The sequence below is a fragment of the Streptomyces fildesensis genome (genome assembly GCF_016107395.1).
GTDB classification, from domain to species: domain Bacteria; phylum Actinomycetota; class Actinomycetes; order Streptomycetales; family Streptomycetaceae; genus Actinacidiphila; species Actinacidiphila fildesensis.
Window position 1 is genome coordinate 1 of record NZ_JAAIKO010000069.1, and the last position, 24,759, is coordinate 24,759.

The following is a 24,759-nucleotide window of genomic DNA, read 5'->3' on the forward strand; positions in this document are numbered from 1 at the left end:
GCCGCTCCGGATCAGGCGAGCGCCCCGCGCCCCGCACGACCACCACCGCCGCGTAACGCCGCAGCCGACGCTGCCGAAGAGCCGTCCCATCTCCGATGTCAGGGGTGGGGCGGCTCTTGGCATTTCCTGGCGTTCAGGCGGTTTCTTCGGCGCTCGCTCGATCCGGAGGGACTCGGGGGAGTGACGGAAGGTAAGCGGGGCACACGAACAGTCACTGACATATCGTGCGGGGAAGGCAGAGCGATGATGACTGATCCTGGTACTGCGACGCTGGTCGAAGAGCTCCGCGAGCGGGCCGGTGCGTTCGTGAACTCCCATGTCGACCTGTGGGTCACCGTGGAGGACGACGGGACGCTGATCCTGGCCGGACAGGACCCCGCCGCCCTGTTCCAAGCGGCCGCGGACTGGCTGAGCGACGGGCCCGCCTGCACCGTCGCCGATACCCGCTGGGACCGAGGGACGGCCGAGCCCGCCCACACTCTGCGCCTGTATCTGCGCCCGGTCGGGGCGGAACTGACGCCGCAGCGGACGGCTGAAAGGGTCTAGGACCGCTCCCTGGGCCCAGTGAAGTCCGGCAGGTGACGGCGGCGGCGCCGATTTCCGCGCCGCCGCCCGTGTCCGGCCGAGCGCCGCGACCGGGCCGAAGGGGTGCTGAAAGGCAGGTCGGACGGCACTGGGTGACATCTTCTTCTCTCGGTCCTGGCGGGCCGCTACCGTCGCATGCACCGCGGTGGCGTGGTGTGCAGGCAGGGGGAGGGACAGCTGTGATCGCTTACATCGCGCCGCTGTGGATCTTCGGTGTGGGGTGCCTGGTCGCGTCCGTGGTGGGGAAAGCGGTGAAACTGGGCGGGGTGGAGATCCCGGCCATCACAACGACCAGGGCTCAGCTCGTGGTTGCGCTCGTCGGAGTGGCGGCGATCGTGCTGGGGACGGTGCTGTTCCAGCACGAGGGATCATCGTCGACCGCTGGCTCGTCGGCAGCGGTCCCGTCCGGTGCGAGCTCGGCGAGCGGCGCGAGCGCCCCGCCCCCGGCACCCACGCGGGACCCGCCGCGCACCCCGACCACCGCACCCTCCACCACGACCCCGCCGCCCTCCACCGAACCCGCTACGCCGCCCGCCACCGAGCCGCCCGCCTCGACGGCTCCCGCGGCCGTACACGTGCGCTGGCAGGGGACGTTGACGCTGGATGACGGGAGCACGAGCGGGAGTCCGATCACGGGCTGGTCGCTGGATTCCGTACCGCCCCAGCGGGCACCGATGGGGGATCTCGGACTCGCCTGCCAACTCAGCTGCGAACCGGGCCAGATCGTCGGCACCACAGTCGTGTCCTGGAACGGCGCGACCCCGCCGAAGCGGGAGCAGTGCGTCACCCTTCTCAATACGCACCTGGGGCAGCGAACGGCGGACGTTACGGCGGGCTCCATCGTGTGCTTCGGGACGGACGGCGGTCGGGTCGGGTTCTTCACGGCGGACGGCGGCGCGGGCGGCGGCCGGCAGACGCTGGCGGTGACGGTGTGGGAGCGGCCCTGACCGTGCACGTGGCCGGAGCCGCCCTCAAGGACGCCCGCCACAGCCTTCCACTCGATTCCGAGAACGCCCCGTCCTCGTCGCCGCGACGCCGGAATACTGGCGGGACGGCATTCGGTCGAATCCGAGGTGCTCGTTGATCGATGACCGGGGGAGATCGGATGAGCGGTGACCGTCCGGGCCGGCGCCGGGAGATGGCGGTCCTGGCGTCCGGGCCCGTGCTCGGCGCCGCGGTGGGGGTGGTCACCAACATCATCACCTCGACCTGGAACTGGTGGCTCTTCTCCTCGCTGCTCGTCCTCATCACACTCGCAGCCGTGGGCGCGGCCCTCGTGCCGGGCTCAGATCGCACCCCGGTCTCCACCGACGACGATCCGCCTCCTCATCGGGCCCGGGTCAACACCCTCCCGCCGGAAGCGGCAGTCTTCTCCGGCCGACAGGAGGAGCTGCGCCGGCTCGTGGAAAGCACGCCGGAGCTCAGCGCGTCACGACCGTTCGTGTGTTCCATCACGGGTCCGTCCGGCAGCGGGAAGACGGCTCTCGCTGTGCAGGCGGCTCATCGCCTCGTGGCCCGCTACCCTGACGGCCAGCTGTTCCTGAGGTACCGGAGCCATTCGGAACCGGCGGGAAGACTCAGCGCCCAGGACGTCCTGGCGAGTGCCTTGACCACCATCGGTGCGCCCGCTCCGCAGACACGGTTCGGTGTCGACGACATGAGCGGCCAGTGGCGGTCCGCGGTGGGGACCGGACGATTCCTCATCGTTCTCGACGACATCACCCGGGCGGAACAGGTGCGGCCCATTCTGCCGAACTCCCGCCACGCCATGGTGATCGTCACGAGCCGGCGTGTTGTTGCCGGTATTGATCCCGACCTGCACCTCGAAGTGGGGGGTCTCACCCGGGACGAGGCGTGCTCCGTCATCACCGCCGTCCTGACGAGAGCCTCACACGACATCGACACCTCCGTCATCAGCGCGCTGGCCGAGATCTACCGGCTGCCTCTGACCGTCAGACATGTGGCGGACCGCCTCATCACCGCACCGGACGGATCCGGGCTCCGTAGCGGGGACGGCGTCCCGCACCGAGCAGGAGACGATGTGAACGTGGATCCCTTCGGCTGGTCAGTGACGGCGTTGGACCCACGTGACCAGCTGGTCTTCCGTCGGATGGCGCTCCATCCCGGGCCGCATGTCACCGGCGAAACGGCGGCGGTGCTGGCCGGCATCCCGGTGGAGGAAGCAGATCGGTCGCTCAACGAACTCCACCGCCGGGGCATCATCGGCCGACCGGACCCGCATGGATACGGCGTGCACGATTCGGTACGCGCGCTTGCGTTACGGGAGTCCGAGCTTCATGACAGCAGTTCATCGCGTACGGCGGCAATGCGGCGGCTGTTCCGGTTGACGGCACGCCAGCTTGCCCTGGCGAATGCCGCCATCGGTTCTCCTCTGGTCATCGACCTGCCGGCCGACGCCGCCACCGAACCCGATGTTCCCACGGAGGAGAAGGCAGCTCTGGAGTGGCTGGAGATCTATCTGGTGGACTTCAGGGCGGTCGCCCGGCTCGCGGTCGACGAGGAATGGGCGACGACCTGGCAGCTGACCTGCGGTCTCAGCTATTTCCTGCGGATCCACCGGAACATCGTCCAGGCCGAAGAGCTGAACGATTCCTCGTTGCACTTGGCTGTCACGACAGGGGATGTCCTCGGACAAGGCTGCAGCCACAGCCAATTGGGGGTCCTGCACCGGTGCACCGGACGGTACCGCAGCGCACTCGGACACACACAGGCGGCATTGGGGCACTTCGAGACCCTGGGCGACGATCGTGGCCGCGCGTTCTGCTACGCCGAACTGGCCGTCATTCACTACCATCTGGCGGAGTATGCCCCCGCGCGGAACGCGATGGAGCGTGCTGTCACCCTCCACGGACGGATGGGCGGGCTCCGGGGCGTCGCCAACGGCCGCGGCACGCTGGGGTTGTTCAGCAGGGCGACCGGCGACTATGCCGCGGCCCGGGTCTCCTTCGACGAGGCGCTCGGCATCTATCAGAGCCTGCGGAACCTGCGTAACGAGGCATGGATCCGCATCGAACTCGGCACACTCGACCGACTCCTCGGTGACTATCCGAGTGCCCTGGACCAGTTCGCGGCCGCGCATGCGATCTGCTCCGACACCGGCGACCGCAGCGGACGAGCGTGGGCCGAGCGTGAGACCGGCATCACGAAGCGGATCCTCGGACAGTACGCCGATGCCCAGGCCCTGCTCGAAGGAGCTCTGGACGTCTTCACATCCATGGACAGCGCCAGGAACGCCGCCGACGCGCGGGTGGAGCTCGGTTCCCTGTATCGCTCCATGGGAGATCTCGCCGCCGCACGACGCCATGTGACGGACGCCCGGGATGAGTACGAGCGCCTGGGGAACAGGCGCGGTACGGCGTGGGCGAACATCGAACTCGGTGTGCTGGACCTGCGGGAAGCACGGTGGCAAGCGGCCACGGAGCGCTTGGAGCAGGCCGGGAGGACCTACGCGGCGATCGGTGATCGATCCGGAGCCGCCAGGGTTGAACTGGAATCGGGCCGGCTCGCCCTGGCGCGCGCTGACCCAGTGACAGCACGCGAGCATCTGCAACGGGCCGTATCGGCGTACCGGGACCTGGGCACGCCCGAAGTAGCCACAGCCCAGGACCTCCTGAGCGGTCTGTGAGCATCATGACGTGTCCAGTGTTCCACTGCGCCGAGGTCGGCAAGGTGTGAAACTGGCTGCCTGTAGCACCAGTTGTGCGGCCGGCCGATACCAGGCCGATTCGGTTCGATGACGGGGCGAGGATGTCTGGAGTGGATTTGGTGATGGCCGCGCTGGCCGCGGGTGCTTCGGCGGGGCTCACGGATACCGCGAGCAGTGCGGTCCGGGACGGCTACGCGGGGTTGCGCGAGGCGGTGCGCCGGCGTCTTGCCGCTGGGGGTGGGGACGGCGCACGGGTCCTGGACGCCCGTGAGGTCGAGCCCGGGGTCTGGGAGGCCCGGCTGAGGGAGCGGCTGGCCGCGACGGGTGCGGACCAGGACGCGGAAATCCTCGTCGCCGCGCGGTTGTTGCTGCGGGACCTTGGGGTGGCCGGGGCGAATGTCGTCGACGCCAGGGACGCCAAGGGCGTGCAGATCGGCGACAACAACACGCAGACCAACACGTTCAACTGACCGGGCCTGCCAGTGGGAGCGGACGAGAGCGGCCACCACGTCGACGCCCGTGGTGCGCGAGGGGTGCAGATCGGCAGCGGCAACACGCAGATCAACGTGTTCGCAGCCGCCCACCCGGTTGCGCAGTCCGGCTATCTCCACCAGGTACGGACGATCGCCCCCGAGATGCTGCTGGGCCGGGAGGAGGAGCTGGCCGAGCTCGCGGACTTCTGCACCCGGCCCGATGCCGGTGACTATCTGTGGTGGCGCGCGAAGGCGTGGGCGGGGAAGTCCGCCTTGTTGTCCTGGTTCGTTCTGAACCCGCCACCGCGCACCCGCATCGTCTCGTTCTTCATCACCGCGCGCCTGGCCGCCCAGGACGATCGTGAAGCCTTCCTGGACGTCGTCATCGAGCAGCTGGCGACCCTCCTCGGCGAACCTGTCTCGCCCTACCTGACTGCCGCCACCCGTGCCGCGCACATGTGGCAGTTGCTCGACGCCGCGGCCGCCGCCTGCCGGCAGCGAGAACAGCGCCTGGTGCTGGTCGTGGACGGTCTCGACGAGGACAGGGGAGCCATCGCACACAGCATCGCCGCGCTGCTTCCGACCCGGCCCGTGGCGGGGATGCGCATCGTGGTGGCCGGACGGCACGACCCGCCGCTCCCGTCCGACGTGCCCATCGGGCATCCGCTGCGTGACCCCGGGGTCGAACGGACGCTGAAGGAGTCCCCGTACGCCCAGATCGTGCGCAACGACGCGGAGCGGGAGCTGAAGCGGCTGCTGCGCGGCACGACGGCGGAGCAGGACCTCCTGGGGTTGGTGACCGCTGCCGGCGGCGGCCTCAGCGGCCGGGACCTGGCCGAGCTGACGGGACGCCTGGAGTGGGAGATCGAGGAGGTCCTGGGCGCCGTGGCCGGACGGATGTTCGCCTGGCGCCCCGCCCCCGCCCCCGCCCCCGCCCCCGCCCCCGCCCCCGCTCCCGGCTCGTCCGGCCAGGTGGCAGTGCGTGGGGTCTACATGCTCGGCCACGAGGAACTCCAGCAGATCGCCGTACGGTTCCTGGGCGAGCGGCGCCTGACGGAGTACCGGGAGCGCCTGCACACCTGGGCCGACCGGTACCGGGCCGGACACTGGCCCGCTCACACCTCCGGTTATCTGTTCCGCGGCTACTTCCGGTTGCTGCACGCCGACGGCGATCTCACCAGGATGATCGCCTGCGCCCTCGACGAGGCCCGCCACGAACGGATGCGCGACGCGGGCGGCGGGGATGACGCCGCGCTCGCCGAAATCACGACTACGCAGGACGCGATACTCGACCGAGGCGATCCGGGCCTCGATCTGAGAGCCATGACCCTCTTGGCGGTGCGTCGCGACAGCCTCGCCCAACGCAACACCAACATCCCCGTCGGGCTGCCCGCCGTCTGGGCCCTCCTGGGGCGCCCCGCGCACGCCGCGGCCATGGCGCGATCCATCCCTTCCCCGGAAAGACGCGCGCGTGCGCTGGGGGCACTCAGCGAGGCGCTGGCCGAGTGCGATGCCGGCAACCGGCCTCCCAGCAGGACCGACGACACCGCTCACGACGCCGGCGACGTCGCCCACGAAGCCGAATCCGTGGCCCGGACGATCATCAACCCGGAACTTCGGGCATCCGCGCTGGCAGCGGTCGCACGCGTGGTGGCACGGATCGGGGACGCCGATCGCGCTCGGCACCTCGCCCGCGAGGCCGAGGCCCTGGCCCTGACCGTCACTCACCCGGAACTGAAGGACTCGGTGCTGCGGATGGTGCGGGAGGTGAACGAGGCGGACCGCACCGGGGACCTCGGCCGTGAGGCCGAAGGCATGCCGATGAACCACGTCGGTACGTACAAACGGGCCCACGACCTGCGACGGATAGCGCACGCGTGGCCCCCGGCTGACGACGTCGACCGCGCCGAGGCCCAGGCCCGCTCCCGCAGCATCGAGAAGGACACGGAGGTGCGGGCGATGGTGCTCACCGCCACGGCACGGATGGCGGCGCGGACCAACGCTGTCGACCGTGCCGGACGGCTGGCCCGAGAAGCCGAAGCCGTGGCCCGGACCGGCACCGATCTGTACCGGAGGCAATTGGCGGAAGCGGCACACGCGTTGGCGGCGGGGCTGGCCCGGGTGGGAGAGGTGGACCGCGCCGTGACCGTTGCCAGGACCATTCCCGGGCAGGCCATGGGGTTCGAGCAGGCAAGGGCATTGGAAGAGGTGGCGCAGATCGTCGCGCGGACCGGAGACGTCGACCGCGCTCTCGCGGTGATCCGGACCATCCATCGCTCGACGCCGATGGAGCTGGCACGCGTCGCGCGGGCGCTGGCCGAGGAAGGCCACACCGCCGCCGCCGAGACCGTGGCCGGAACCATCACCGACCGTACCGAGCACCCTCTCGACCGGCAGTTCCAGGCGGAGGGACTGGCGCAGGTGGCGGAGGCGCTGGCGGGCGCGGGAGATGTCGCCGCCGCCGGGAGGCTGGCCGGCGTGGCCGAGTCGAGGGCTCGTGCCCTGCCTCCCACGAACCTGTGCGCGCAGGAGAACGCGATGACAGCGGTGGCACGGGCGGTGGCGCGGATGGGGCAGGCGGACCGTGCCGAGGAGCTGACCCGCGAGGCTGAGGCCATGGCCCTGCGCCAACCCGGGTTTACCCAGGCGATGGCGTTGGAGGTGGTGGCGGGAACCGTGGCGAAGCTCGGAGACCTCGACCATGCGGAACGCCTGGCCCGCATGATCACCGAACCGGGACTTCGGGCATCGGCCCTGGCGAACGTGGCCCGGGAGACAGCGCACCAGGGTGACGTCGACCGTGCGGAACGCCTGGCCCGCACGGTCGCCGACCCGCGATGGCAGGCATGGGGTCTGACGGGCGTGGCGGAGGCGATGGCCGAGGCAGGCGACTTCGACAGCGCCGAACTCGTGGCCCGTGAAGTCGAGATGATGGCCGGGGACGCGATCAACCCGGGGCCACGGGCGAGGGCACGTGCACTGACGAGTGTGGCGGAGGTGATGGCGCGGGGCGGGAACATCGACCGCGCCGAGTCGATGGTCAGAACCATCCCCGACCCGGACCGTCAGGCGTGGGCCCTGACGGCGTTGGCCCGCCATGCCGGGAAGACCCGTGCGCGCCCGCTGATCGCGTGGGCGCTGCGACTGGGGCCGTGGCATGCGGCAGCCGATGTCCTTGCCGTGCTGCAGCCTGATGTCCTGACGGTGATTGCGGACGACCTTCTCGCGTGACTGCGCTCCCGGGCCAACGGTCTGGACATCCCGTTGGCGCTGCCACTTTGGACGGATGGATGCTGAAACCAGTTTCGGACTCGGCCGGGAGTTGGAGAACTGGGGCGGTGCGGAGGACCTGCCGGCGATGAGGACCCACTACCGCGATGCCGCCGAAGCGGGCCTGGTCGAGGCCATGGGCCGACTCGGGCTCCTCTGCGAAGGCCGGACTCAGGCGAAGCTGGAGAACAGGCTCCCCGCCGAGGTCCAGGGGGATTTCGTCGAGGCGGCGCGCTGGTACCGGACGGCTGCCGACCGTGGGGACCTCTACGCGGCCTTCTGGCTGGGGCGTCTGTACGCGGAGCGGCTGGGGGCTGGGCCCAGGCGGAGCCCTGGTATCGGCAGGCGGTGGACGCCGGACATGACACGGCGAGGAAGCGGCTGGCAGCAGGAGCGAACGGCGCGGCCCGGCGGGTCGCGGAGGATGCCTACCTGATGCACATGGACAAGTTGCGTGGCGGAGGTCGTTCCTAGCGGTGATGGCGGACGCGACGCACTGCGGGCAGCGGTTTGAACCGCTGCCCGCAGAGTCGCCGCCTGAAGACGGGTAGGAGACAGGAGTCAGTACTTGGTGGTGACCGTTACACCGCTGAAGGCTGTCTTCGCGTACAGGCTGATGTACCGGTATCCGGCGGTGGTGTTGGTGACCGTGATGGCTTCGGTGTTCCCGGCCTTGGCCGAGCGTGCCGTGTAGGCGGTGCTGGTCGCCCACGTGTTGGGGTTGTAGTAGAGGTCGGCGTTGCCGGTGCCGCCGGTTGTCGTGATGTTCAGCGTCGTGGTCCCGGCCGGCAGGTAGAGGTACAGGTAGTCCAGGTTGCCCGTCGAGGCCGACCGGGCGGAGCGGGAGCAGTTCTGGCCCATGACGCGGGGGTCGGCGCTCGTGCAGGTCGGCAGCGCGCCGCTGACCGTGACGGGCTTGGCCGTGGTGGAGGTCAGGCCCTTGGCGTCGGTGACGGAAAGGGTGATCGTGTACGTGCCGGCGGCGGTGTACGTCTTGGCGGGGTTGGTGGCGGTGGAGGTGGTGCCGTCGCCGAAGTTCCACGAGCGGGCGGTGATGGTGCTGCCGGCGTCGGTGGACCTGTCGGTCAGGTTCACGGTCAGGCCGGAGACGGCGGCGTCGAAGGCTGCGGTCGGTCCGCTGCTCGTTCCGCCGCAGGCGCCGGCCGCGCACGCGTCGAGCCAGGTGTTGAAGTCGGCGTCGTAGCGGGTGCCGATGCCGGTGCTGTAAACCGCGTAGGCGCCGTTGTAGTCGCCGGTGCGGAACTTGGCGAGCATGTTCTGCACGTCGGCGGGGTGCTTCTCGATCATGTAGCGGACGGCCAGGTAACCCCACGGGTAGGTGCGGTCCAGGCTGCTGTTGCCGTAGGTGCTCTGCCAGAGGGTGCTCAGCGCGAAGGTGTGCTGTCCGGCATCGGCGATCGCCTCGGTGTCGGGGAGGTTGCGGTAGCTGTAGGAGACGTACTCGGCGAAGCCCTCGATCCACCAGATGTCCGGGACGCCCTGGCCGGCGGTGAAGTCGCCGTACATGTCGTAGCGTCCGTCGAGGTAGTGCGTGTACTCGTGGTTGAGGTTCCAGATGTCGCCGGGGAAGCCGTCGTTGACGCTCTTCACGTAGGACAGGAACCGGGCCTGGTTGCCCGGGGTGGCGGGGTCGCCCTCCAGGTACTCGCCGCCGTTGTCGGTGCTGTTCCCGAAGATCCAGCCGGAGTAGACCTGGTAGTCCTTGGGGCTCGCGAACGTCACGATCTGGATGTTCGTGTTGTTGTCGTTGGCGACCGGGCCGCTGTCCTTGACGATGCCGTGGAAGTACGCGTCCTGACCCTTGAGGCTGGTGCACGCGGCGGACAGCGCGGCGTTGGTCAGGGACTGGGCGCGGAAAGTGTGCCCGGCGTCGCACGGGTAGGTGATCGGCAGTGATGCGGCGGTGAGTTGGGCCGTGAAGTTGCACGTCGTGTAGTACGAGCACTGGGCCTGGTCGTGGGCGTCGGTCATGCCGGCGACCCCGACCCACAGCGGTGCGGTCGTGCCGGTGATCGACGAGGCGCCCAGCAGGCCCTTCGCGAGCGGTCGTACCTTGGCCTGGAGCGCGGGGGTGTCGAGGAAGCGCGCCATCTCGGTGCCGGCGTTGGCGTCCAGCCAGAACCAGCTGCCGTTCAGGATGTCCCGGTGGTTCAGCGCGAACGTGCTGAGGGTGTCGATGATGCTCGGGTCGGCGGTGACCGCGGTGATGTACGCGGGGTTCCAGTGCCCGCGGAAGATCGGGGTGAACACGCTGTTGACGGCCGAGTCCATGCTCCAGTAGGCGTCGTAGGAGCTGTTGTAGGCGTTGAGCACACTCTTGTAGGTGCTGAGGTAGCGGCCCTGCTCGTTGGCGCTGTCCGTCAGGACCAGGACTTCGCCCAGGATGTCGCCGTTGGCCGAGCTGACGTCCAGGAAGTGGGGGGACGCCACGAAGGTGTCGAGCGCGCCCTCGGAGGCGGTGGCCAGGGTCGGGCCGTACGGTCCGACGGCGGAGGAGTTGTAGGACTGCACGTAGTAGCCGGCGCGCAGGAACAGCACGAGCTGCCACACGTTGCCGGAGTTGTCACCGGGGTAGGTCCTCGCCGTGTTCTTGAAGGCGTTGGCGATGGTGACCATCTGTGCTTCGCGGAAGGCGTTGTACGCGTTGGTGCCGGTGAGGCCGAACAGGGTGTTGACACAGGCCGTGGTCGAGGCCTGGACGAATGCGACCAGCGCGGATCCGGTCCGGCTGAAGTCGGCCGGGGTGCAGGACGCCGCGGCAACACCGCTCGCCGTGTTCCCTCTTGGTGGGGCTTTCGACGGGGCCCGCGAGGTGACCGGGCTCTGCGGAGGAAGCTGAGCGGTGTCGAGCGGGTGGCGTTGCACCTCGGCGCGGTCCGATATGTCGGCGGTCGAGCCGAGTGGCGGGGGAACCTTGGGGGACTGCGTTGCCGGTCCTTGCCGGCTGTCCGCTGCCGTGGCTCGGCCCGGCTGGATCAGCATGGCTATGCCCAGGCACAGTGCGAGGGCAAGTATCAGGAATCCGGTGAGACTTCGTCGTAGCGGTTGGGTGTTCACGTGCCGCCTCCCAGCGGTGTGAAGGCCGTGCTGCACTGCACGGCGTGGGGGGATCCGCGGGCTTCGAGCGTCCCGGTCGCCGATGACTTCCGACGGGTTCGGGGCGTGACGAGGGCTGCCTGCGGGCCGCGCTGTGTCGTTTGACATGGACACAGCCTGCGCGCAATAACATTGCACATGTCACATCGCAGGAGAAGGGGGTGGAAGTAAATCGGAGGCAATATCTGGGCCGCATCCAGGTCGCATCTGGGCTGCATCCGAGGCGGCATCCGGGACCGCGAGGCTCCGGCAGGACCCTGATGGCACGGCACCCCTGATGGCGGCGACGGTCGGCACGGGCAGGGATCTCGCGTGGATGACAACGGAGCCGCAGGGGCCGGTTGTGGCGGTAATGCCACTGCGTCCGGGTGCTCCTGACGGGTCCTCGGATCCTGGGTACGCTGCGGAGTTGTGACAGTGAACGGGGGAGAGTCGTTGGACGTCAGTGGCAGTGGGGCCGAGCCACTCGAAGGGGAGGACCCGCGGCGGATCGGGACGATCCCGCTGCTCGGCAAGCTCGGTTCCGGCGGCATGGGGCGGGTGTATCTGGGCGTCGTCGACGGCCGCTACGCCGCGGTCAAACAGGTGCTGCCGCACTTCGCCGCGGACGAGAACTTCCTGCGGCACTTCGGCCACGAACTCGACAACCTCGCCCGGTTGCCGAACGAGGTCAGCACGCCGCTGCTGGCGAGCGACCGGCAGGCCCGGCCGCCGTGGTTCGCGACCGCCTACATTCCCGGCCTCACCCTGACCGAGGCGATGGCCCTGCACGGCGGGCCGCTTCCGGTGCAGGCCCTGTGGCTGCTGCTCCGGGAGGCGGCCGCGGGACTGCGAGCGGTGCACGCCCTCGACATGGTGCACCGGGACCTCAAGCCGTCCAACGTGATGCTGACCCAGGACGGCGCCACGCTCATCGACTTCGGGGTCGCCCGCGCCGCCGACCAGAGCCGGCTCACCCGGACCGGCGTGGTGGTCGGCACACCGGCCTATATGTCGCCGGAACAGGCCTCCGCGTCCAAGGAGTTGACGGGCGCCACGGACGTGTTCGCGCTCGGCGCGCTGCTCGGCTACGCGGCCGTCGGCAGACCGCCCTTCGGCGAGGGTTCCGGCGTGGACGTGCTCTATCGCATCGTCCACGGTGAGCCCGACCTGGACGGGTTGCGCGCACTGGACCAGGACCTGGCGGAGGTCGTCGAGGCGTGCCTGGACAAGAACCCGCTCGGACGCCCCACGGCGGACCGGCTGTTCCTGCTCGCGGAGCAGAGGGCCGTCCCGGCCAGACCCGGCTGGCCCGCGCTGGTCATGGACCGGCTGGCCGGGCGCGCGGCGTTCGCGGCCCGGACGGCACCGCAGGTGGTGCTCGAGCCGGAGCCGGACTCTCCGGAACAGGCCGAGCCCGTAGTAGTGGGGCGGAACGCGCCGATCACCGCGGCCGGGCGACCGCGGCGGCGAACCCGACTGCTGCTGGCGGTGGTTCCCATCGTCCTGGTGGCGGGCACGACGATCGGCGTGCAGTTGCTCCCCAAGCTCACCGCACCCCGCGCGGCGGAGAGCGGCCCGCCGGCCTCCGGCCCGGGCGGGGCGGGCCCAGCGGCATCCGCGTCCTCAGGTTCGCCGTCCGCAGGTACGAGCCCCTCGGGCGTGCCGTCCGCGAGCGGCCAGCCGTCGGCCGCGCCGTCGCCGGGCAGCGTTGCCGGAGTCCCCGCTGCGAGCGGTGGCGGGGGTGCCGGCGGCGCCAACGGGACCGGCAACAACGGCACGGGCAACACCGGCACTGGCAGCGCGGGAAGTACCGGCGGGCCTGGCAACACCGCCGGCCCCAGCACCAAGCCCACGGCGGCGCCACCACCGGCCCCCACCCCATCGAGCGGGTCCCGCTTCTACGTACTCAGAAACGGCAGCAGCGGGGACTGTCTGGGCGTCAACCAGTTCGGCAACGCCCTCACCCTCGGATCGTGCACCGGCAACGCGGTCCTGTGGTCGTCCAGAACCGTCTCGGGCGGCGGCTTCCAGGTGGTCAACAAGGGGACCGGCCAGTGCCTCCAGGCAGGCATGTTCAACAACGTGTCCACGATCAGCGACTGCGCCCAGAGCGGTCTCAAGTCCTGGTACTCCGGCTCCCACAGCAGCCTCGCCGACCAGTACGACGGCAAATGCCTGGACCTGGCTTTCGGCGGTGGCGCGACCACCGCCAAGTGCTCGGGCTCCGCGTCACAGCAGTGGAAGCGGCAGTGACAACCTGACAGCGGCCTCCGCGCGGCCATCTCCGGCCGCCGCGCGGGGCCTTCCCGATCGTGGTGGGAGGGAACAGCGACGCGGCCGCCGAAGGACTGTCACTTCACCGAGCCGGCCATCACCCCCTGGACGAAGTGACGCTGGAAGGCGAAGAAGACGATCAGGGGAACGACCAGCGACAGAAAGGCGCCCGGAGCGAGGACGTCGATGTTGGACCCGAACTGCCGCATCTGCGACTGCAGCGCGACGGTGAGGGGCTGTGAACCGCTGTCGGCGAAGATCAGTGCGACGAGCATGTCGTTCCACACCCACAGGAACTGGAAGATGCTCAGACTCGCGATCGCCGGTTTGGCCACCGGGAGGATCAGCCGCCGGAAGATGAGCCATTCGGAGCCGCCGTCCATCCGCGCCGCCTCCAGCATCTCGCGGGGGATGTCGGCGAAGTAGTTCCGCAACAGGAAGATCGCGAACGGCAGCCCGTAGGCGACGTGGAACAGGATGACGCCGGTGAGCGACCCGAAGATGCCGAGCGCGCCGAAGAGTTTGGCCACCGGCAGCAGCCCGATCTGCACCGGCACCACGAGCATGGCGACGACCAGCAGGAAGATCACGTCGCGCCCCGGGAACTCCAGCCAGGCGAAGGCGTATCCGGCCAGGGACGCGAGGACGACGACGGCCATCGTGGTGGGCACGGAGATCAGCACCGTGTTCCAGAAGGCATGGGTGATTCCGCTGTCCGCCAGGATCGAGCTGTAGTTGGAGAACCCCAGGCCGCCCGGGTGGGCCAGCGCCGTCCACCAGCCGGTGGTGGCGTTGTCGGTCGAGGGCCGCAGCGACGAGACGAAGAGACCGAACGTGGGCACCAACCAGACCAGGGCGACGACCACCAGGAGCGCCTGGACCAGGCCCTTGCCCAGAAAGGCGGTGAGCCGGGAGGTCAGCCGCACGGGGCGGCGCGCGGCCGGGGGCGCCGCGGTCGTGCGCGGCGCGGCCCCGACAGGTGCGGTGTGCTGGGTCGTCATGTCTGGCTCCTGCGGAAGCGACGGATGTTGAGGACCATGACGGGTACCACCAGGAGCAGCAGCACCACGCCGATGGCGCTCCCCAGCCCCTGGTTGTTTCCGCCGCCGAAGGAGACCAGCCACATCTGCAGCGCCAGCACGTTCGCATCCTGCTGGACCGGACCGGGGGCGATGATGTAGACGAGGTCGAAGACCTTCATCACATTGATCAGCAGCGTCACGAAGACCACGGTCATGACCGGGCCGAGCAGCGGCACGGTGATCCGGCGGAAGATCTGCCACTCGCCCGCGCCGTCGATGCGGGCCGCCTCCAGGACCTCGCGGGGAAGCGAGGACAGTCCGGCGCCGATGAGGACCATGGCGAATCCGGTCCAGATCCACAGATAGGCACCGATGATGGCGGGGGTGATCAGTGCCGGTCCCAACCAGGACACACCGCCGTACGGTTCGGCGAAGTTCGCCGCCGGAAGGCGCACGGTGTAGGAGCCGTCAGGCACCGCGTCGAAGCGGAAGGTTCCGTCCGGCCCGGTCGCGGCGTGTCCGACCACCTGCTGGTCGCGGACCAACTCGACCGTCATCTGCGGCAGTCCGCGTTCCCGGGCGTCGACCGCGTCGGGCCGGCCGCCGCCTCCGGGGACGAAGTCCAGGAAGACGGTTCCGGTGACCGCGCCCGCCGCGGCCGAGGCGGTCTTCGCCTGGGCGGCCGTGGCGGGAAGGGCGGTCGGTTTGAGGCCGACCAGCCCGAGGGTGAGCGAGTCACCGGGACGCACCGGCCGCGCGGTCCGGTACCCGCCGCCCTTCTGCGCTTCCAGCACCTGGGAGCCGCGGGTGCGGGCACCGGGGTAGGGGGAGGCATCGGTGAAGGCGTCGTGGGCGCCGACGGCGACCGCGTTGAGCACCCCGCGCTGCGGGTCCTGTTCGTAGACGAGCCGGAAGGTGATGCCGGCGGCGAGGAAGGAGATCGCCATCGGCATGAAGATCAGGACCTTGAACGCGGTGGCCCAGCGGATCTTCTCGGTGAGTACCGCCAGCATCAGCCCCAGGCCGGTGAGCAGTGCCGGGGCCACCGCTATCCAGATCGCGGTGTTGCGGATCGCCTTGAGCGTTGCCGGGTCGCCGAACATCTCGGTGTAGTTGTCGAGGCCGGCGAAGTGTTCCCCCGAGGCGTCGAACAGCGACCGCACGACGGCGAAGACGATCGGGTAGCCGACGAGCGCGCCCAGCAGCAGCAGGGCGGGGAGGGCGAAGACCACGGCGTTGATCTTGCGGCGGCGTACCGACCGCTGACGGGCGGTGCGGGCGCCCCGTGCGGCACCGCCCGGCCGGCTCCGGTGGTTCATGACGGACATGTCGGCCGCCCTCAGCCCTTGTAGGCTTTGAGCGCGGCCGTCTCCAGGACCTGGGCGGTGTTCTTCGGGGACGACGGGTCCCGCAGGAAGTCCTGCAGGATCTTCCACTCGCCCGAACCCTGGGTGCCGCCGAAGGCCGCCGGGGCCTGGTCGGACATGTCGAAGCGGACAGTCTCACCCGCGTCGACCAGCGACTTGGCGGTCTGCCGGGTGGTGTCGTCGGTGTAGTTGGCGATGTCCAGCTTCTGGTTGGGGGAGAGGAACCCGCCCGCCTTGGCCCACACGGCCGCCGCCTCGGGGGTGGCCAGGTACTCGATGAACTTCATGGCGGCTTCCTGGTTCTTGCCCGCCTTCAGCGCCACGGCGGCGTCGCCGCCGCCGACCACCGGAGCGGTGCCGCCCGTCACGGCGGGGAACGGGAAGAACTTGGCGTCCTCGCCGACGTTCTTGTGCAGATCACCGGAGATCAGGCCGCTGACGAAGTCGCCCTCATAGACCATCCCCGCCTTCGGCTGCTTGCCGAAGACCTGTTCCACCGACTCGGGGAAGTCGGTCTCCAAAGCGCCCTTGCGGCCGCCGGAGATCAGCTGGTCCTTGGCGAACAGAGCGCCCAGGGTGCTGAGCGCCTTGACGACCGTGGGGTCGGTCCAGGGCATCTTGTGCTGCGCCAGCTTGTCGTAGTTCTGCGGTCCCGCCTGGGACAGGTAGATGTTCTCGAACCAGTCGGTCAGCGGCCATCCGGCCTCACCCGCGACGGAGAAGCCGGGGAGCCCGGAGTCGGTGACGGCCGAAGCGGTGGTGATCATCTCCTCGTAGCTCTTGGGGACGGTGGCCCCGGCGTCAGCGAGCGCCTTGGGGCTGTACCAGACCGTCGACTTGTTGGAGGCCTTGAAGTACAGCCCGTAGAAGGCGGAGTCGACGGTGCCGTAGTCCTGCCACACCTTGGCGAAGTTCGCCGCTGCGGCCGTGCGGGCGGCGGGGGACAGCGGCCGCAGCCAGCCCTTGCGGGCGAACTGCTGGACCACGCCGACCTGCGGGACCATGACGACGTCGGGTGCGTTGCCGCCCTCGATCTTGCTGCCGACGACGGTGGAGACGTTGTCACCGGTGGAGATGAAGGAGGTCTTGGCACCCGTCTTCGCCGAGAAGGCGTCCAGCACCTTCTTGAAGTTCTGCTGCTCCACACCGGTCCACACCGCCGCCACGGTGAGGGACTGGCCCTTGAGTTCCTGCTTGCCGTCCTGCGCGGCGGTTTTGTCCTGGCCGCCTCCGCAGGCCGTGGCCGTCATGGTGAGGCCGAGTACCACTGCTGTCGCTGCCACGATGCGCTTCATTGGGTAGATCCCTTCGTCGAATCCGCCCGCGGAACCGGGGGCGGTGGTGAGGTTGTCCGGTCGGGCCGGGGCCGGCGGACCGGCTCAGGACGCGGGCAGGTCGCAGACCCACCAGGCGGCGGTGTTGCCCGGAAGCAGCCCCGCCGGGCAGGGGGCGCTGGCCAGCAGCGGCGGCCCGGGAACGGGGGCGGGTACCGGCTCTTCGCCGAAGTTGACGGCGCAGACCATGCCGTCGCCGCGCACGAAGGCCAGTACCTGGGGTGGTGACTCGAGCCAGCGCAGGCTGCCTTCGCCGAGCTGGGGAAGCTGTTCGCGCAGGTTGAGGCCGTCGCGGTACAGGTGCCAGAACGAGCCGGTGTCGCTCAGAGCGCGGTCGGTGGTGTGTTCGGCGAACCAGGCGGGCTGCGGCAGCCAGGGCTGCACGGTGGAGCCCGGCGCGGTGAACCCGAACGGTGAGGCGTGTCCTGACCACGGGAGGGGGACCCGGCAGCCGTCACGGACGTAACGGCGGCTGCCGGTCCGGCGGAAGATCGGATCGGTCAGCGCGTCGTCGGGCAGGTCGAGCACCTCGGGCAGGCCGAGCTCTTCGCCCTGGTAGATGTAGGCGGCGCCCGGCAGCGCCAGCATCAGCAGCGCCGCGGCCCGCGCGCGGGTGGCGCCCACGCCGCCGCTGTCGGCGTCGTAGCGGGTGACGGTCCTGACCTGGTCGTGGTTATTGAGCACCCAGGTCACCGTGGAGCCGGTTCCGGCGATGTCGCGCAGCGCCTCGACGATGGTGCGGCGGAAGTCGGCGGCGTTCCACGGGGCGCTGAGCAGGTGGAAGAAGAACGCCTGGTGCAGTTCGTCGGGGCGCACGTACAGGGCCTGATCCGCGGCGGTGGGTACGGAGACCTCGCCGACCAGCAGCCGGTCCTGTCCGTCGTGGGCGGTGTACGACTCGCAGAGCGCTCGCCACCGGCGCCACACGTCGTGCACCTCGGGCTGGTTCCAGGCCAGCGGGTTCACCGAGTCGCGGGTGCGTTCGTCGGCCTCCGGGTCGGGGGAGTCCGGCAGTTCCGGGTGCCGGAACAGCCCTGCGGCGACATCGATGCGGAAGCCGTCGACCCCCCGGTCGAGCCAGAACCTCAGCACCTCCTCGAAGTGGTCCCCGACCCGCGGGTCACGCCAGTTGAGGTCAGGCTGCTCGGGGGTGAACAGATGCAGGTACCACTGGCCCGGGCTGCCGTCCGTCTCCTTGACGCGTGACCAGGCCGGACCGCCGAACATCGCACGCCAGTTGTTCGGCGGCAGCTCCCCGTGCTCCCCCCGGCCGTCGGCGAAGTGGAAACGGGACCGGGCCGGGCCGCCGGGGCCGTCGGCGAGCGCCGCCCGGAACCAGGGATGGGCGCTGGAGCAGTGATTCGGGACGACGTCGATGACGACCTTCAGCCCGAGCCGGTGCGCGTCGGCGACGAGACGGTCGAACTCGGCGAGGTCTCCGTAGAGCGGGTCGACGGCGCTGTAGTCCGCGACGTCGTAACCGTGGTCGTGCTGGGGGGAGGGATAGAAGGGGCTGAGCCAGATGCCGTCCACGCCGAGCTTGCGCACGTAGGGCAGTCCCACCCGGACTCCCGCGAGGTCACCGACGCCGTCCCCGGTGCTGTCGAGGAAGCTGCGGATGTAGACCTGGTAGACCACGGCGTCGCGCCACCAGGGGCGCTGCCCTTCGGCCGGCCGGGCCGCAGGTGTGCGGCCTGCGGGGTTCTCGACTGGGACTGCGAGCATCCCGTCACCATCCTGAATCTGACGCGCGAGCGGCCGTCGTTGGAGTTGGAACCGTGAGAACCGATCGGTGTGCCGGGACCGGCCCGCGGCATGCGGGCAGGGGGCAGCGGCGCACCACGGTGCGATCGGCGGGGTTGGGGTGGGGTGCGCACTGCCAACGGCAGCCGCACCCTGTGATGCATGCATGTTAAGTAGGAGAGTCGGGGAGGTGTCAACGCTCTCGGGCCATAAGGCCTTCATAGAGGGGTATTCATCCCGATATGTGCGGGAAATTGGAGCGACTCGTCCCGACGGAGATGCCTAACAAGTAACTAGGAAGGTGAATCTGGAGCGGGGGTCAGCCGCTCCGTACGACGTCCTGGAGCTCTCGCTGCAGCCGGGCCAGCGCCTGCTCGGGCGTCTGCCGCAGGGCCAGCGCGTCATAGGTCACGGCGGCGACCACCAGGCTCACCTGCTCGTACCGTGCGCTCTTGGGGCGCGGCCTGGCGGTGCGGACACTCTCCTTGAGGACCGGCAGATACGGGTAGCGCCGGATGAGAGCCGGGTCCGAGTACAGCGATGCCCACACCGGCGGCAGCCCGCCGTCGGTGTGGACCTGGCGCTGCACGCCTTCGCTGGACAGGTAGGCCATGAGTTCCGCCGCCGACCGCTGGTGCTGCGAGTGCGCGTTGACGGCCAGGTTGGAGCCGCCCAGCACGCCGCTGCCGGGCCCGTCCGGGCCGGGCAGCGGGACCACGCCGAACTTCCCCGCCACCGCGGAGTCACGGGCCGAGGCGAGGTTGTAGACGTAGGGCCAGTTGCGCAGGAACAGCAGCTTGCCGTCCTGGAACGCCTGCCGGGATTCCTCTTCCTTGAAGGTCAGCGCCTCGCGGGGAATCCAGCCGTCGGTCACGCCCCGGGTCAGGAACCGCAGGCCCTCCAGTGCGGCGGGGGAGTTCACCGTCGCCTGTCGCCCGTCACCGCCCAGGATCGATCCGCCGGCCGACTGGACCGCCTCGGCCACGTTCACCGTCAGCCCCTCGTACGGCAGGAACTGCCCGGCGTAGCCGCCGATCCGGTACTTGGCCGAAAGGGCGGAGGCCTCTTTCTCCAGCTCGGCCCAGGTTCGCGGCGGTGGCAGGCCCTCCCGGTCGAGGATGTCCTTGCGGTAGTACAGCAGCCCCGCGTTGGTCACGTACGGCATGGCGTACAGCCGGCCGCGGAACGTGGCCGTGTCCGCGACGGAGGGCAGCAACCGGTCCATGGGCAGACCACGCCCGTCCACGGGGGCGATCCAGTGATTGCCGGCGAACTCGGAGGTCCAGGCCACATCGATGTTGAGGACGTCGAAGCGGCTGCTGCCCGACCGCAGACTGTCCGCCATCTGCGCGTGGACCTCGTCCGCCGCCTCGGGCAGCTCGACCAGCTTCACCGGCTCGTCGGGGTGGCTCCGGTTCCAGCCGTCCAGCACCGGCTGCAGATAGCCGGTGAGGTCCCGGCCGGTGACGAGGGTCAGGGGCCCCCCGCCGTCGGAGGCGCCCGGCGGTGCGGCGTCCGCACCGGCCCCCGAACCGGCGTAGCCGGCCATCACCAGGGCGCCCACGAGCAGTCCCCTGCCCATGATTCGCGCCCAGCGCATCGGTCCCTCCACTCCTCGCTCCGCCCGCGACATGTTCCGCATGGCCGAGGCGTCCTGTATACCTGCTGAGCATGCGCGATACTAGGGGCCGCGGTCAGCTGCCTGTCCGGGCACGGCCAATACCCCTAACAAGCAGGTAGCCGGGGAGGAGGCTCAACCACCGTGCGTCTTCCGCTGCTCGCCCTGCTCGCCGCAGGTCCCGCTCATGGTTACGAACTGAAGCAGGGCCTGGAGAAGCTCTTCGGAGCGGCGTACCCTCAGCCCAACATCGGTCAGATCTATGTGACCCTGGGCCGACTGGAAAAGGCCGGCCTGATCGCGGGCCAGGACATCGTCCAGCCGGACCGCCCCAACAAACGCATCTACGAACTGACCGAGGCGGGCCGCGAGAGCGTCGACGCCTGGTTCGAGGAGCCGTCCCCGACCCCCCGGGTACGGGACGACTTCTTCATGAAGCTCGCCCTGGCCCCCCGGACCGGCAGGGCGGACCAGGTCACGCTGATCAACAAGCAGCGCCGTCACTACCTGAACCTCATGCGGGCCCTGTCCAAGCTGGCCGCAGGGGAGGACCAGGACAACCGCATCGCACAACTGCTGATCGAGGGCGCGAGCCTGCATCTTCAGGCCGACCTCGACTGGTTGGAGCGCTGCCAGGAGGAACTCGAATGACACGAACCGAGCCGGCCACCGGTCCAGCGCCGCACCTGCTGAGCGTGACGGGCCTGACCAAGACCCATTCCACCGACGGCGCCAGGGTACGGGCCGTACGCGGTGTGGACCTGAACGTGGCGCGGGGCGAGTTCGTGGCCGTCACCGGGACCTCCGGAGCCGGGAAATCCACCCTGCTGCACCTCCTGGGGGGACTGGAGCGCCCCGACAGCGGGCGCATAGCCCTCGACGGACGCCGCGTCGACGATCTCAGCGAAGCGCGCTGGGCCGTACTGCGCCGCCGCAGGATCGGCATCGTCTTCCAGTTCTTCAACCTCGTCTCCACCCTCACCGTCGCGGACAACATCGAACTGCCCGCCCTCCTCGCGGGTCGCACGCCCCGCCAGGCGCGGGCGTCGCGGGAGGAATTCGTCGGCCGGCTCGGACTGGGCGGCAAGGAGAACAGCCTGCCCGGCGACCTCGCCGGCGGCGAGCAGCAACGGGTGGCGCTGGCGAGAGCCCTGGTCAACGAGCCGGATCTGCTCCTGGCCGACGAGCCCACCGGTTCCCTGGACGGCAAGGGGACCCGGGAGGTGATCAGGCTGCTCACCGAGCTGCACCAGCAGGGCCAGACCATCGTCCTGGTCACCCACGACGCCAGGGTGGCCAGCGCGGCCGACCGCGTCATCAGCTTCTACGACGGCCGGATAACCGACGACACCACCCTCGACACCACGGACCAGCACCGGGCAGCCGCCGCCGACATCGTGAAACTGACGGGCTGACCAGATGCGCGCCATCACCCGCTGGGCACTCGCCGACCTGCGCACACACCGCGGCCAGGCCCTGTCCATCGTCCTCGCCACCGCCGGGATCACCGTGGCCCTGCTGCTCTCCGCGGCGCTGCTGCAGTACGCGGTCAGCCCCTGGCAGCGGCTGTTCACCGAAACGCAGGGCGGCCATGTGTGGCTGCGCACCACGGCAGGCACCCCTACCTGGCCGCTGAGCGGGCTCGACGGAGTGCAGGCGCTGTCCGGCCCGTTCCGCACCGATTCGGTGACTGTCCGTCTCGGCGCCGAGACGGCCGCGCTCGACCTGCGTGCCGCCGGACCGCACAGGGAGGACATCGCCCAGCCCAAGATCGCCGCTGGGCGCTGGCTGGACGGCACGCAAGGCGACGGGATCGTGCTGGAGCAGTCCGTGGCCGGCGCCTTGTGGGCCCAGCCCGGTGACACCCTGCAGATTGAAACCGGCGGTACGAGCGTCCGTACGCTGCGCGTGGTCGGAACGGCCAGGACCGCAGAACGGGGATACGTCCGCGGCGACGTCCCCGGCGTGGGCTGGGCTTCGCCCGACCTGGTCGGTGCCCTGGCCTCCGCGCAGACGCACCCCGGGCAGACCGTCGGACTGCGGCTCGCCGACCCGGGCGACACGGACTTCGTGGTGCAGCGGGCGGTCGCCGCGGTGGGCCCCGACCATGTGCTCTCCGTCTCCACCTGGCGCGATGCCCGCTCCGCCGCCGAAGGCGACAACCGGCTGCTGGGGCTGCTGCTGAGGATCTTCGGGCTCGGCGCGCTCCTGGCCGCCGCGGTGGCGGTGACCGGAGGTGTCAGCACCCGCGTCCTCGCCCACGTCCGGGACATCTCGGTCCTCAAAGCGGTGGGGTTCACCCCCGGACAGATCGCCGGGATGTTCTTCGCGCAGCACGCCGTGCTCGCGGTGCTGGGCGCCGCCGTCGGGACGGCCGCCGTCCAGATCGCGGGCACCGCCGTGCCCGGCCCGATCGGCGAGGCGGTGACGCTCTGGCAGGCGCTGCCCGGACAGAGCTCGTCCCTGGTGTACACCTGCGCCGCCACCGTCTCCGCCATCGCCGCCGCCACGATGTTCGCCGCCTGGCGTGCTGCCCGGATCCCGCCGATACCCGCCGCCCGGATCACCGCACCGGGGCGACGGAGCTCGGCTCGGTCACGAACGGCGTTCCGCTTCAGGACACCCCCGTCGCTGGTGCTCGGATGGCGCGGAGCCGTGCACCGCCCGGGGCGCTTCGCGGCGTCCGTGGCCCGGCTCGCGCTGCCCATCGTCATGATCACCGTGGCTCTCTCCGCCGCCGCCACGCTGGACCGTTTCCAGCATCCCCCCGAGAGGGCCGGACTGACGGCACAGCTGACGGCGCGCGAGGACGGCGCGTCCACCACCGGGCTGGAGACCCGGCTGACACAGCTGCCCGGCGTCTCCGGCGTGTACCCGGCGACCGAGGTCGCCGCGCTCGTGCCCGGGCAGACCCGCACCATCACCCTGCGCGGGCTCGGCACCGCCGAGCACCGCTACCCCTTCGCCGCGGCGGAAGGGCGGGTCGCGACGGCACCGGACGAGGCGATGGCCGGACAGGGACTGCTCGACGCCATGGACGTCCGGGTCGGCGAATGGGTCCGGGTCACCGTGGCCGGCACACCGCACATCCTGCACATCGTGGGACGCAGCATCGAAACCGAGCACAACGGGATGGTCATCTCCACCTCCCTGGACACTCTCCAGGAAGGGCAGGACTCGCTGCGCCCGCAGTTCTACCATCTGGCGTTGCGGCCGGGCGCCGACCCGGCCGCGGTGTCCCGCGCCCTGCCCCAGGCCTCGGACGGCCGGCTGGAGATCCGCACGACGGCCGGCCCCGCCGACGAGCTGTCCCCGATCCGCGGTGTGATCGCCGGGCTCGTCGCCGTGCTGGCACTCATCGGCCTGGTGGACCTCTCCACCTCGATCACCGCCGCCGTGCGGGATCACAGCCGGGATCTGCGGGCCCTGCGCGCCATCGGGCTGACTCCCCGCCAGACGGTCGCGGTCATCCAGATCAGCGCCGCAGTCATCGCCCTGGCGGCGGCACTGGCCGGCACCGTCGTCGGTGTCCTCACCTCGCACTGGCTGATCGACCTGCAAGGACGCTCCAGCGGCATCGGCGCGGGCATAGCGCAGACGCCCGCCCTGATGACGCTGCTGCTGGCCGGGGGAGCGGTGGTCACCGCCGCCGTCACCATCGCCACGCTGCCCGCGCTGCGGGTGGTCCGGGGCCGTGGGGCGGACACGGGGATCACCATCTACTGACGTCGGCCCGCGGGGTTTCGCGTACCGCCGTTCAGTAAGGATTTCAGCGGGGTAAGAAGCCCCCCATACGAGGCAAGCGCCCCGCCCGGGCGCTGGGGGTGACCCCTTCGACGTGCACGTACGCCTCGGTACGTGCATCGTGGAGGAGAGGTGATCTTCACATGCCCCTGTACATAGCTGTGGCTACGTTCGAGGCGAATGGACCGTTGGGTACCGTGCACATCGCCGACCACCCGGAAGAAGCCCCCGACGCGCAGAGCTATGCGAACACCAAGCGCGACGAGATCCTGGCCATGGACGAACACCCTGAAGTCGATCCGTCCCAATGGTCGGACCTCCGCCTGGTGCGCATCGACGTCTGGCCGGACGGCGTCGACATCGCCACCGCGGACCCGGAATTCGCCCTGCCTGTGGCATGAGGGCGGCACCTGTGCGGTCCCCTTCGCCGAGAAGGGGACCGCACAGGTGCCGCAGGCGAGCGATGACGTTCACCGGAACGGCTTCGGTGCCCACCCGAATGGCCTAGTGCTGAATTCCTCAAAGGCAGTAGACGTAGCGTCGGCGTAGGTGTCGGGTGGGTG

General features: G+C 70.1%; 17 protein-coding genes. 11 read left to right on the forward strand and 6 right to left on the reverse strand.

The window, feature by feature from the left end; translation table 11 throughout:
- The first annotated feature begins 243 nt into the window (after positions 1 to 243).
- The 6 genes from C6N31_RS40105 to C6N31_RS40130 all read left to right on the forward strand — a co-directional run bounded on the left by C6N31_RS40105 (position 244) and on the right by C6N31_RS40130 (position 8,431).
- Entirely contained in the window at positions 244 to 546 is a 303-nt protein-coding gene (locus tag C6N31_RS40105) for a hypothetical protein (RefSeq protein ID WP_138359675.1), read from the forward strand.
- Between the two features lie 218 nt (positions 547 to 764).
- Positions 765 to 1,532: a hypothetical protein gene (locus C6N31_RS40110; RefSeq protein WP_198359444.1), complete on the forward strand. Its 768-nt coding sequence runs from the start codon at positions 765 to 767 to the stop codon at positions 1,530 to 1,532.
- Positions 1,533 to 1,690: 158 nt separating this feature from the next.
- The gene (locus C6N31_RS40115) at positions 1,691 to 4,231 is read left to right on the forward strand and encodes a tetratricopeptide repeat protein (protein WP_198359445.1); all 2,541 of its coding nucleotides are present in this window, start codon (positions 1,691 to 1,693) and stop codon (positions 4,229 to 4,231) included.
- A 122-nt stretch (positions 4,232 to 4,353) separates the two neighbouring features.
- Positions 4,354 to 4,722: a hypothetical protein gene (locus C6N31_RS40120; RefSeq protein ID WP_198359446.1), complete on the forward strand. Its 369-nt coding sequence runs from the start codon at positions 4,354 to 4,356 to the stop codon at positions 4,720 to 4,722.
- A 63-nt stretch (positions 4,723 to 4,785) separates the two neighbouring features.
- A complete protein-coding gene (locus C6N31_RS40125; protein ID WP_198359447.1) occupies positions 4,786 to 7,956 on the forward strand; it encodes a tetratricopeptide repeat protein in 3,171 nt (1,056 codons plus the stop codon).
- Between the two features lie 55 nt (positions 7,957 to 8,011).
- Positions 8,012 to 8,431, forward strand: a complete 420-nt coding sequence (locus C6N31_RS40130) for a tetratricopeptide repeat protein (protein ID WP_138358643.1) — start codon at positions 8,012 to 8,014, stop codon at positions 8,429 to 8,431.
- Between the two features lie 125 nt (positions 8,432 to 8,556).
- Here the strand turns inward: C6N31_RS40130 and C6N31_RS40135 are convergent, their stop codons facing one another.
- Complete coding sequence (locus C6N31_RS40135) at positions 8,557 to 11,073, reverse strand: collagenase (RefSeq protein ID WP_307811596.1); 2,517 nt, start codon at positions 11,071 to 11,073, stop codon at positions 8,557 to 8,559.
- A 474-nt stretch (positions 11,074 to 11,547) separates the two neighbouring features.
- Here C6N31_RS40135 and C6N31_RS40140 point away from each other — a divergent pair, with 474 nt between their 5' ends.
- Entirely contained in the window at positions 11,548 to 13,347 is a 1,800-nt protein-coding gene (locus tag C6N31_RS40140; protein ID WP_198359448.1) for a serine/threonine-protein kinase, read from the forward strand.
- A 98-nt stretch (positions 13,348 to 13,445) separates the two neighbouring features.
- On the opposite strand, the gene C6N31_RS40145 is transcribed toward C6N31_RS40140, so the two are convergent.
- From C6N31_RS40145 to C6N31_RS40165, 5 genes are all read right to left on the reverse strand, one after another.
- Positions 13,446 to 14,369 (reverse strand): carbohydrate ABC transporter permease, encoded by a 924-nt coding sequence (locus C6N31_RS40145; RefSeq protein WP_138358645.1) that lies wholly within the window; start codon positions 14,367 to 14,369, stop codon positions 13,446 to 13,448.
- Entirely contained in the window at positions 14,366 to 15,709 is a 1,344-nt protein-coding gene (locus C6N31_RS40150; RefSeq protein WP_232486239.1) for an ABC transporter permease subunit, read from the reverse strand. Before C6N31_RS40150 ends, C6N31_RS40145 begins: the two co-directional genes overlap by 4 nt.
- Before the next feature lie 20 nt (positions 15,710 to 15,729).
- Positions 15,730 to 17,052, reverse strand: a complete 1,323-nt coding sequence (locus tag C6N31_RS40155; protein WP_198359449.1) for an ABC transporter substrate-binding protein — start codon at positions 17,050 to 17,052, stop codon at positions 15,730 to 15,732.
- A gap of 84 nt (positions 17,053 to 17,136) precedes the next feature.
- Positions 17,137 to 18,816, reverse strand: a complete 1,680-nt coding sequence (locus tag C6N31_RS40160; protein ID WP_138358650.1) for a glycoside hydrolase family 13 protein — start codon at positions 18,814 to 18,816, stop codon at positions 17,137 to 17,139.
- A gap of 337 nt (positions 18,817 to 19,153) precedes the next feature.
- Positions 19,154 to 20,434, reverse strand: coding sequence for an ABC transporter substrate-binding protein (locus C6N31_RS40165; RefSeq protein ID WP_198359450.1), 1,281 nt, complete (start codon positions 20,432 to 20,434; stop codon positions 19,154 to 19,156).
- A 162-nt stretch (positions 20,435 to 20,596) separates the two neighbouring features.
- Here C6N31_RS40165 and C6N31_RS40170 point away from each other — a divergent pair, with 162 nt between their 5' ends.
- From C6N31_RS40170 to C6N31_RS40185, 4 genes are all read left to right on the forward strand, one after another.
- Entirely contained in the window at positions 20,597 to 21,103 is a 507-nt protein-coding gene (locus tag C6N31_RS40170; protein WP_198359451.1) for a PadR family transcriptional regulator, read from the forward strand.
- Positions 21,100 to 21,867 (forward strand): ABC transporter ATP-binding protein, encoded by a 768-nt coding sequence (locus C6N31_RS40175; RefSeq protein WP_138358655.1) that lies wholly within the window; start codon positions 21,100 to 21,102, stop codon positions 21,865 to 21,867. Before C6N31_RS40170 ends, C6N31_RS40175 begins: the two co-directional genes overlap by 4 nt.
- 4 nt (positions 21,868 to 21,871) lie before the next feature.
- A complete protein-coding gene (locus tag C6N31_RS40180; protein WP_198359452.1) occupies positions 21,872 to 24,178 on the forward strand; it encodes an ABC transporter permease in 2,307 nt (768 codons plus the stop codon).
- Positions 24,179 to 24,393: 215 nt separating this feature from the next.
- Positions 24,394 to 24,597 carry a hypothetical protein gene (locus C6N31_RS40185; protein ID WP_138358658.1) on the forward strand — a complete coding sequence of 68 codons (204 nt, stop codon included), beginning with the start codon at positions 24,394 to 24,396 and terminating at the stop codon, positions 24,595 to 24,597.
- Positions 24,598 to 24,759: the final 162 nt, after the last annotated feature.

What these genes read in the sequence shown, in the direction of transcription:
- C6N31_RS40105 (WP_138359675.1), top strand. Translation starts at nt 244, where the DNA reads ATGATGACTGATCCTGGTACTGCGACGCTGGTCGAAGAGCTCCGCGAG.
- C6N31_RS40115 (WP_198359445.1), top strand. Translation starts at nt 1,691, where the DNA reads ATGAGCGGTGACCGTCCGGGCCGGCGCCGGGAGATGGCGGTCCTGGCG.
- C6N31_RS40120 (WP_198359446.1), top strand. Translation starts at nt 4,354, where the DNA reads ATGTCTGGAGTGGATTTGGTGATGGCCGCGCTGGCCGCGGGTGCTTCG.
- C6N31_RS40130 (WP_138358643.1), top strand. Translation starts at nt 8,012, where the DNA reads ATGGATGCTGAAACCAGTTTCGGACTCGGCCGGGAGTTGGAGAACTGG.
- C6N31_RS40145 (WP_138358645.1), bottom strand. Translation starts at nt 14,369, where the DNA reads ATGACGACCCAGCACACCGCACCTGTCGGGGCCGCGCCGCGCACGACC.
- C6N31_RS40150 (WP_232486239.1), bottom strand. Translation starts at nt 15,709, where the DNA reads ATGAACCACCGGAGCCGGCCGGGCGGTGCCGCACGGGGCGCCCGCACC.
- C6N31_RS40155 (WP_198359449.1), bottom strand. Translation starts at nt 17,052, where the DNA reads ATGAAGCGCATCGTGGCAGCGACAGCAGTGGTACTCGGCCTCACCATG.
- C6N31_RS40160 (WP_138358650.1), bottom strand. Translation starts at nt 18,816, where the DNA reads ATGCTCGCAGTCCCAGTCGAGAACCCCGCAGGCCGCACACCTGCGGCC.
- C6N31_RS40165 (WP_198359450.1), bottom strand. Translation starts at nt 20,434, where the DNA reads ATGCGCTGGGCGCGAATCATGGGCAGGGGACTGCTCGTGGGCGCCCTG.
- C6N31_RS40175 (WP_138358655.1), top strand. Translation starts at nt 21,100, where the DNA reads ATGACACGAACCGAGCCGGCCACCGGTCCAGCGCCGCACCTGCTGAGC.
- C6N31_RS40180 (WP_198359452.1), top strand. Translation starts at nt 21,872, where the DNA reads ATGCGCGCCATCACCCGCTGGGCACTCGCCGACCTGCGCACACACCGC.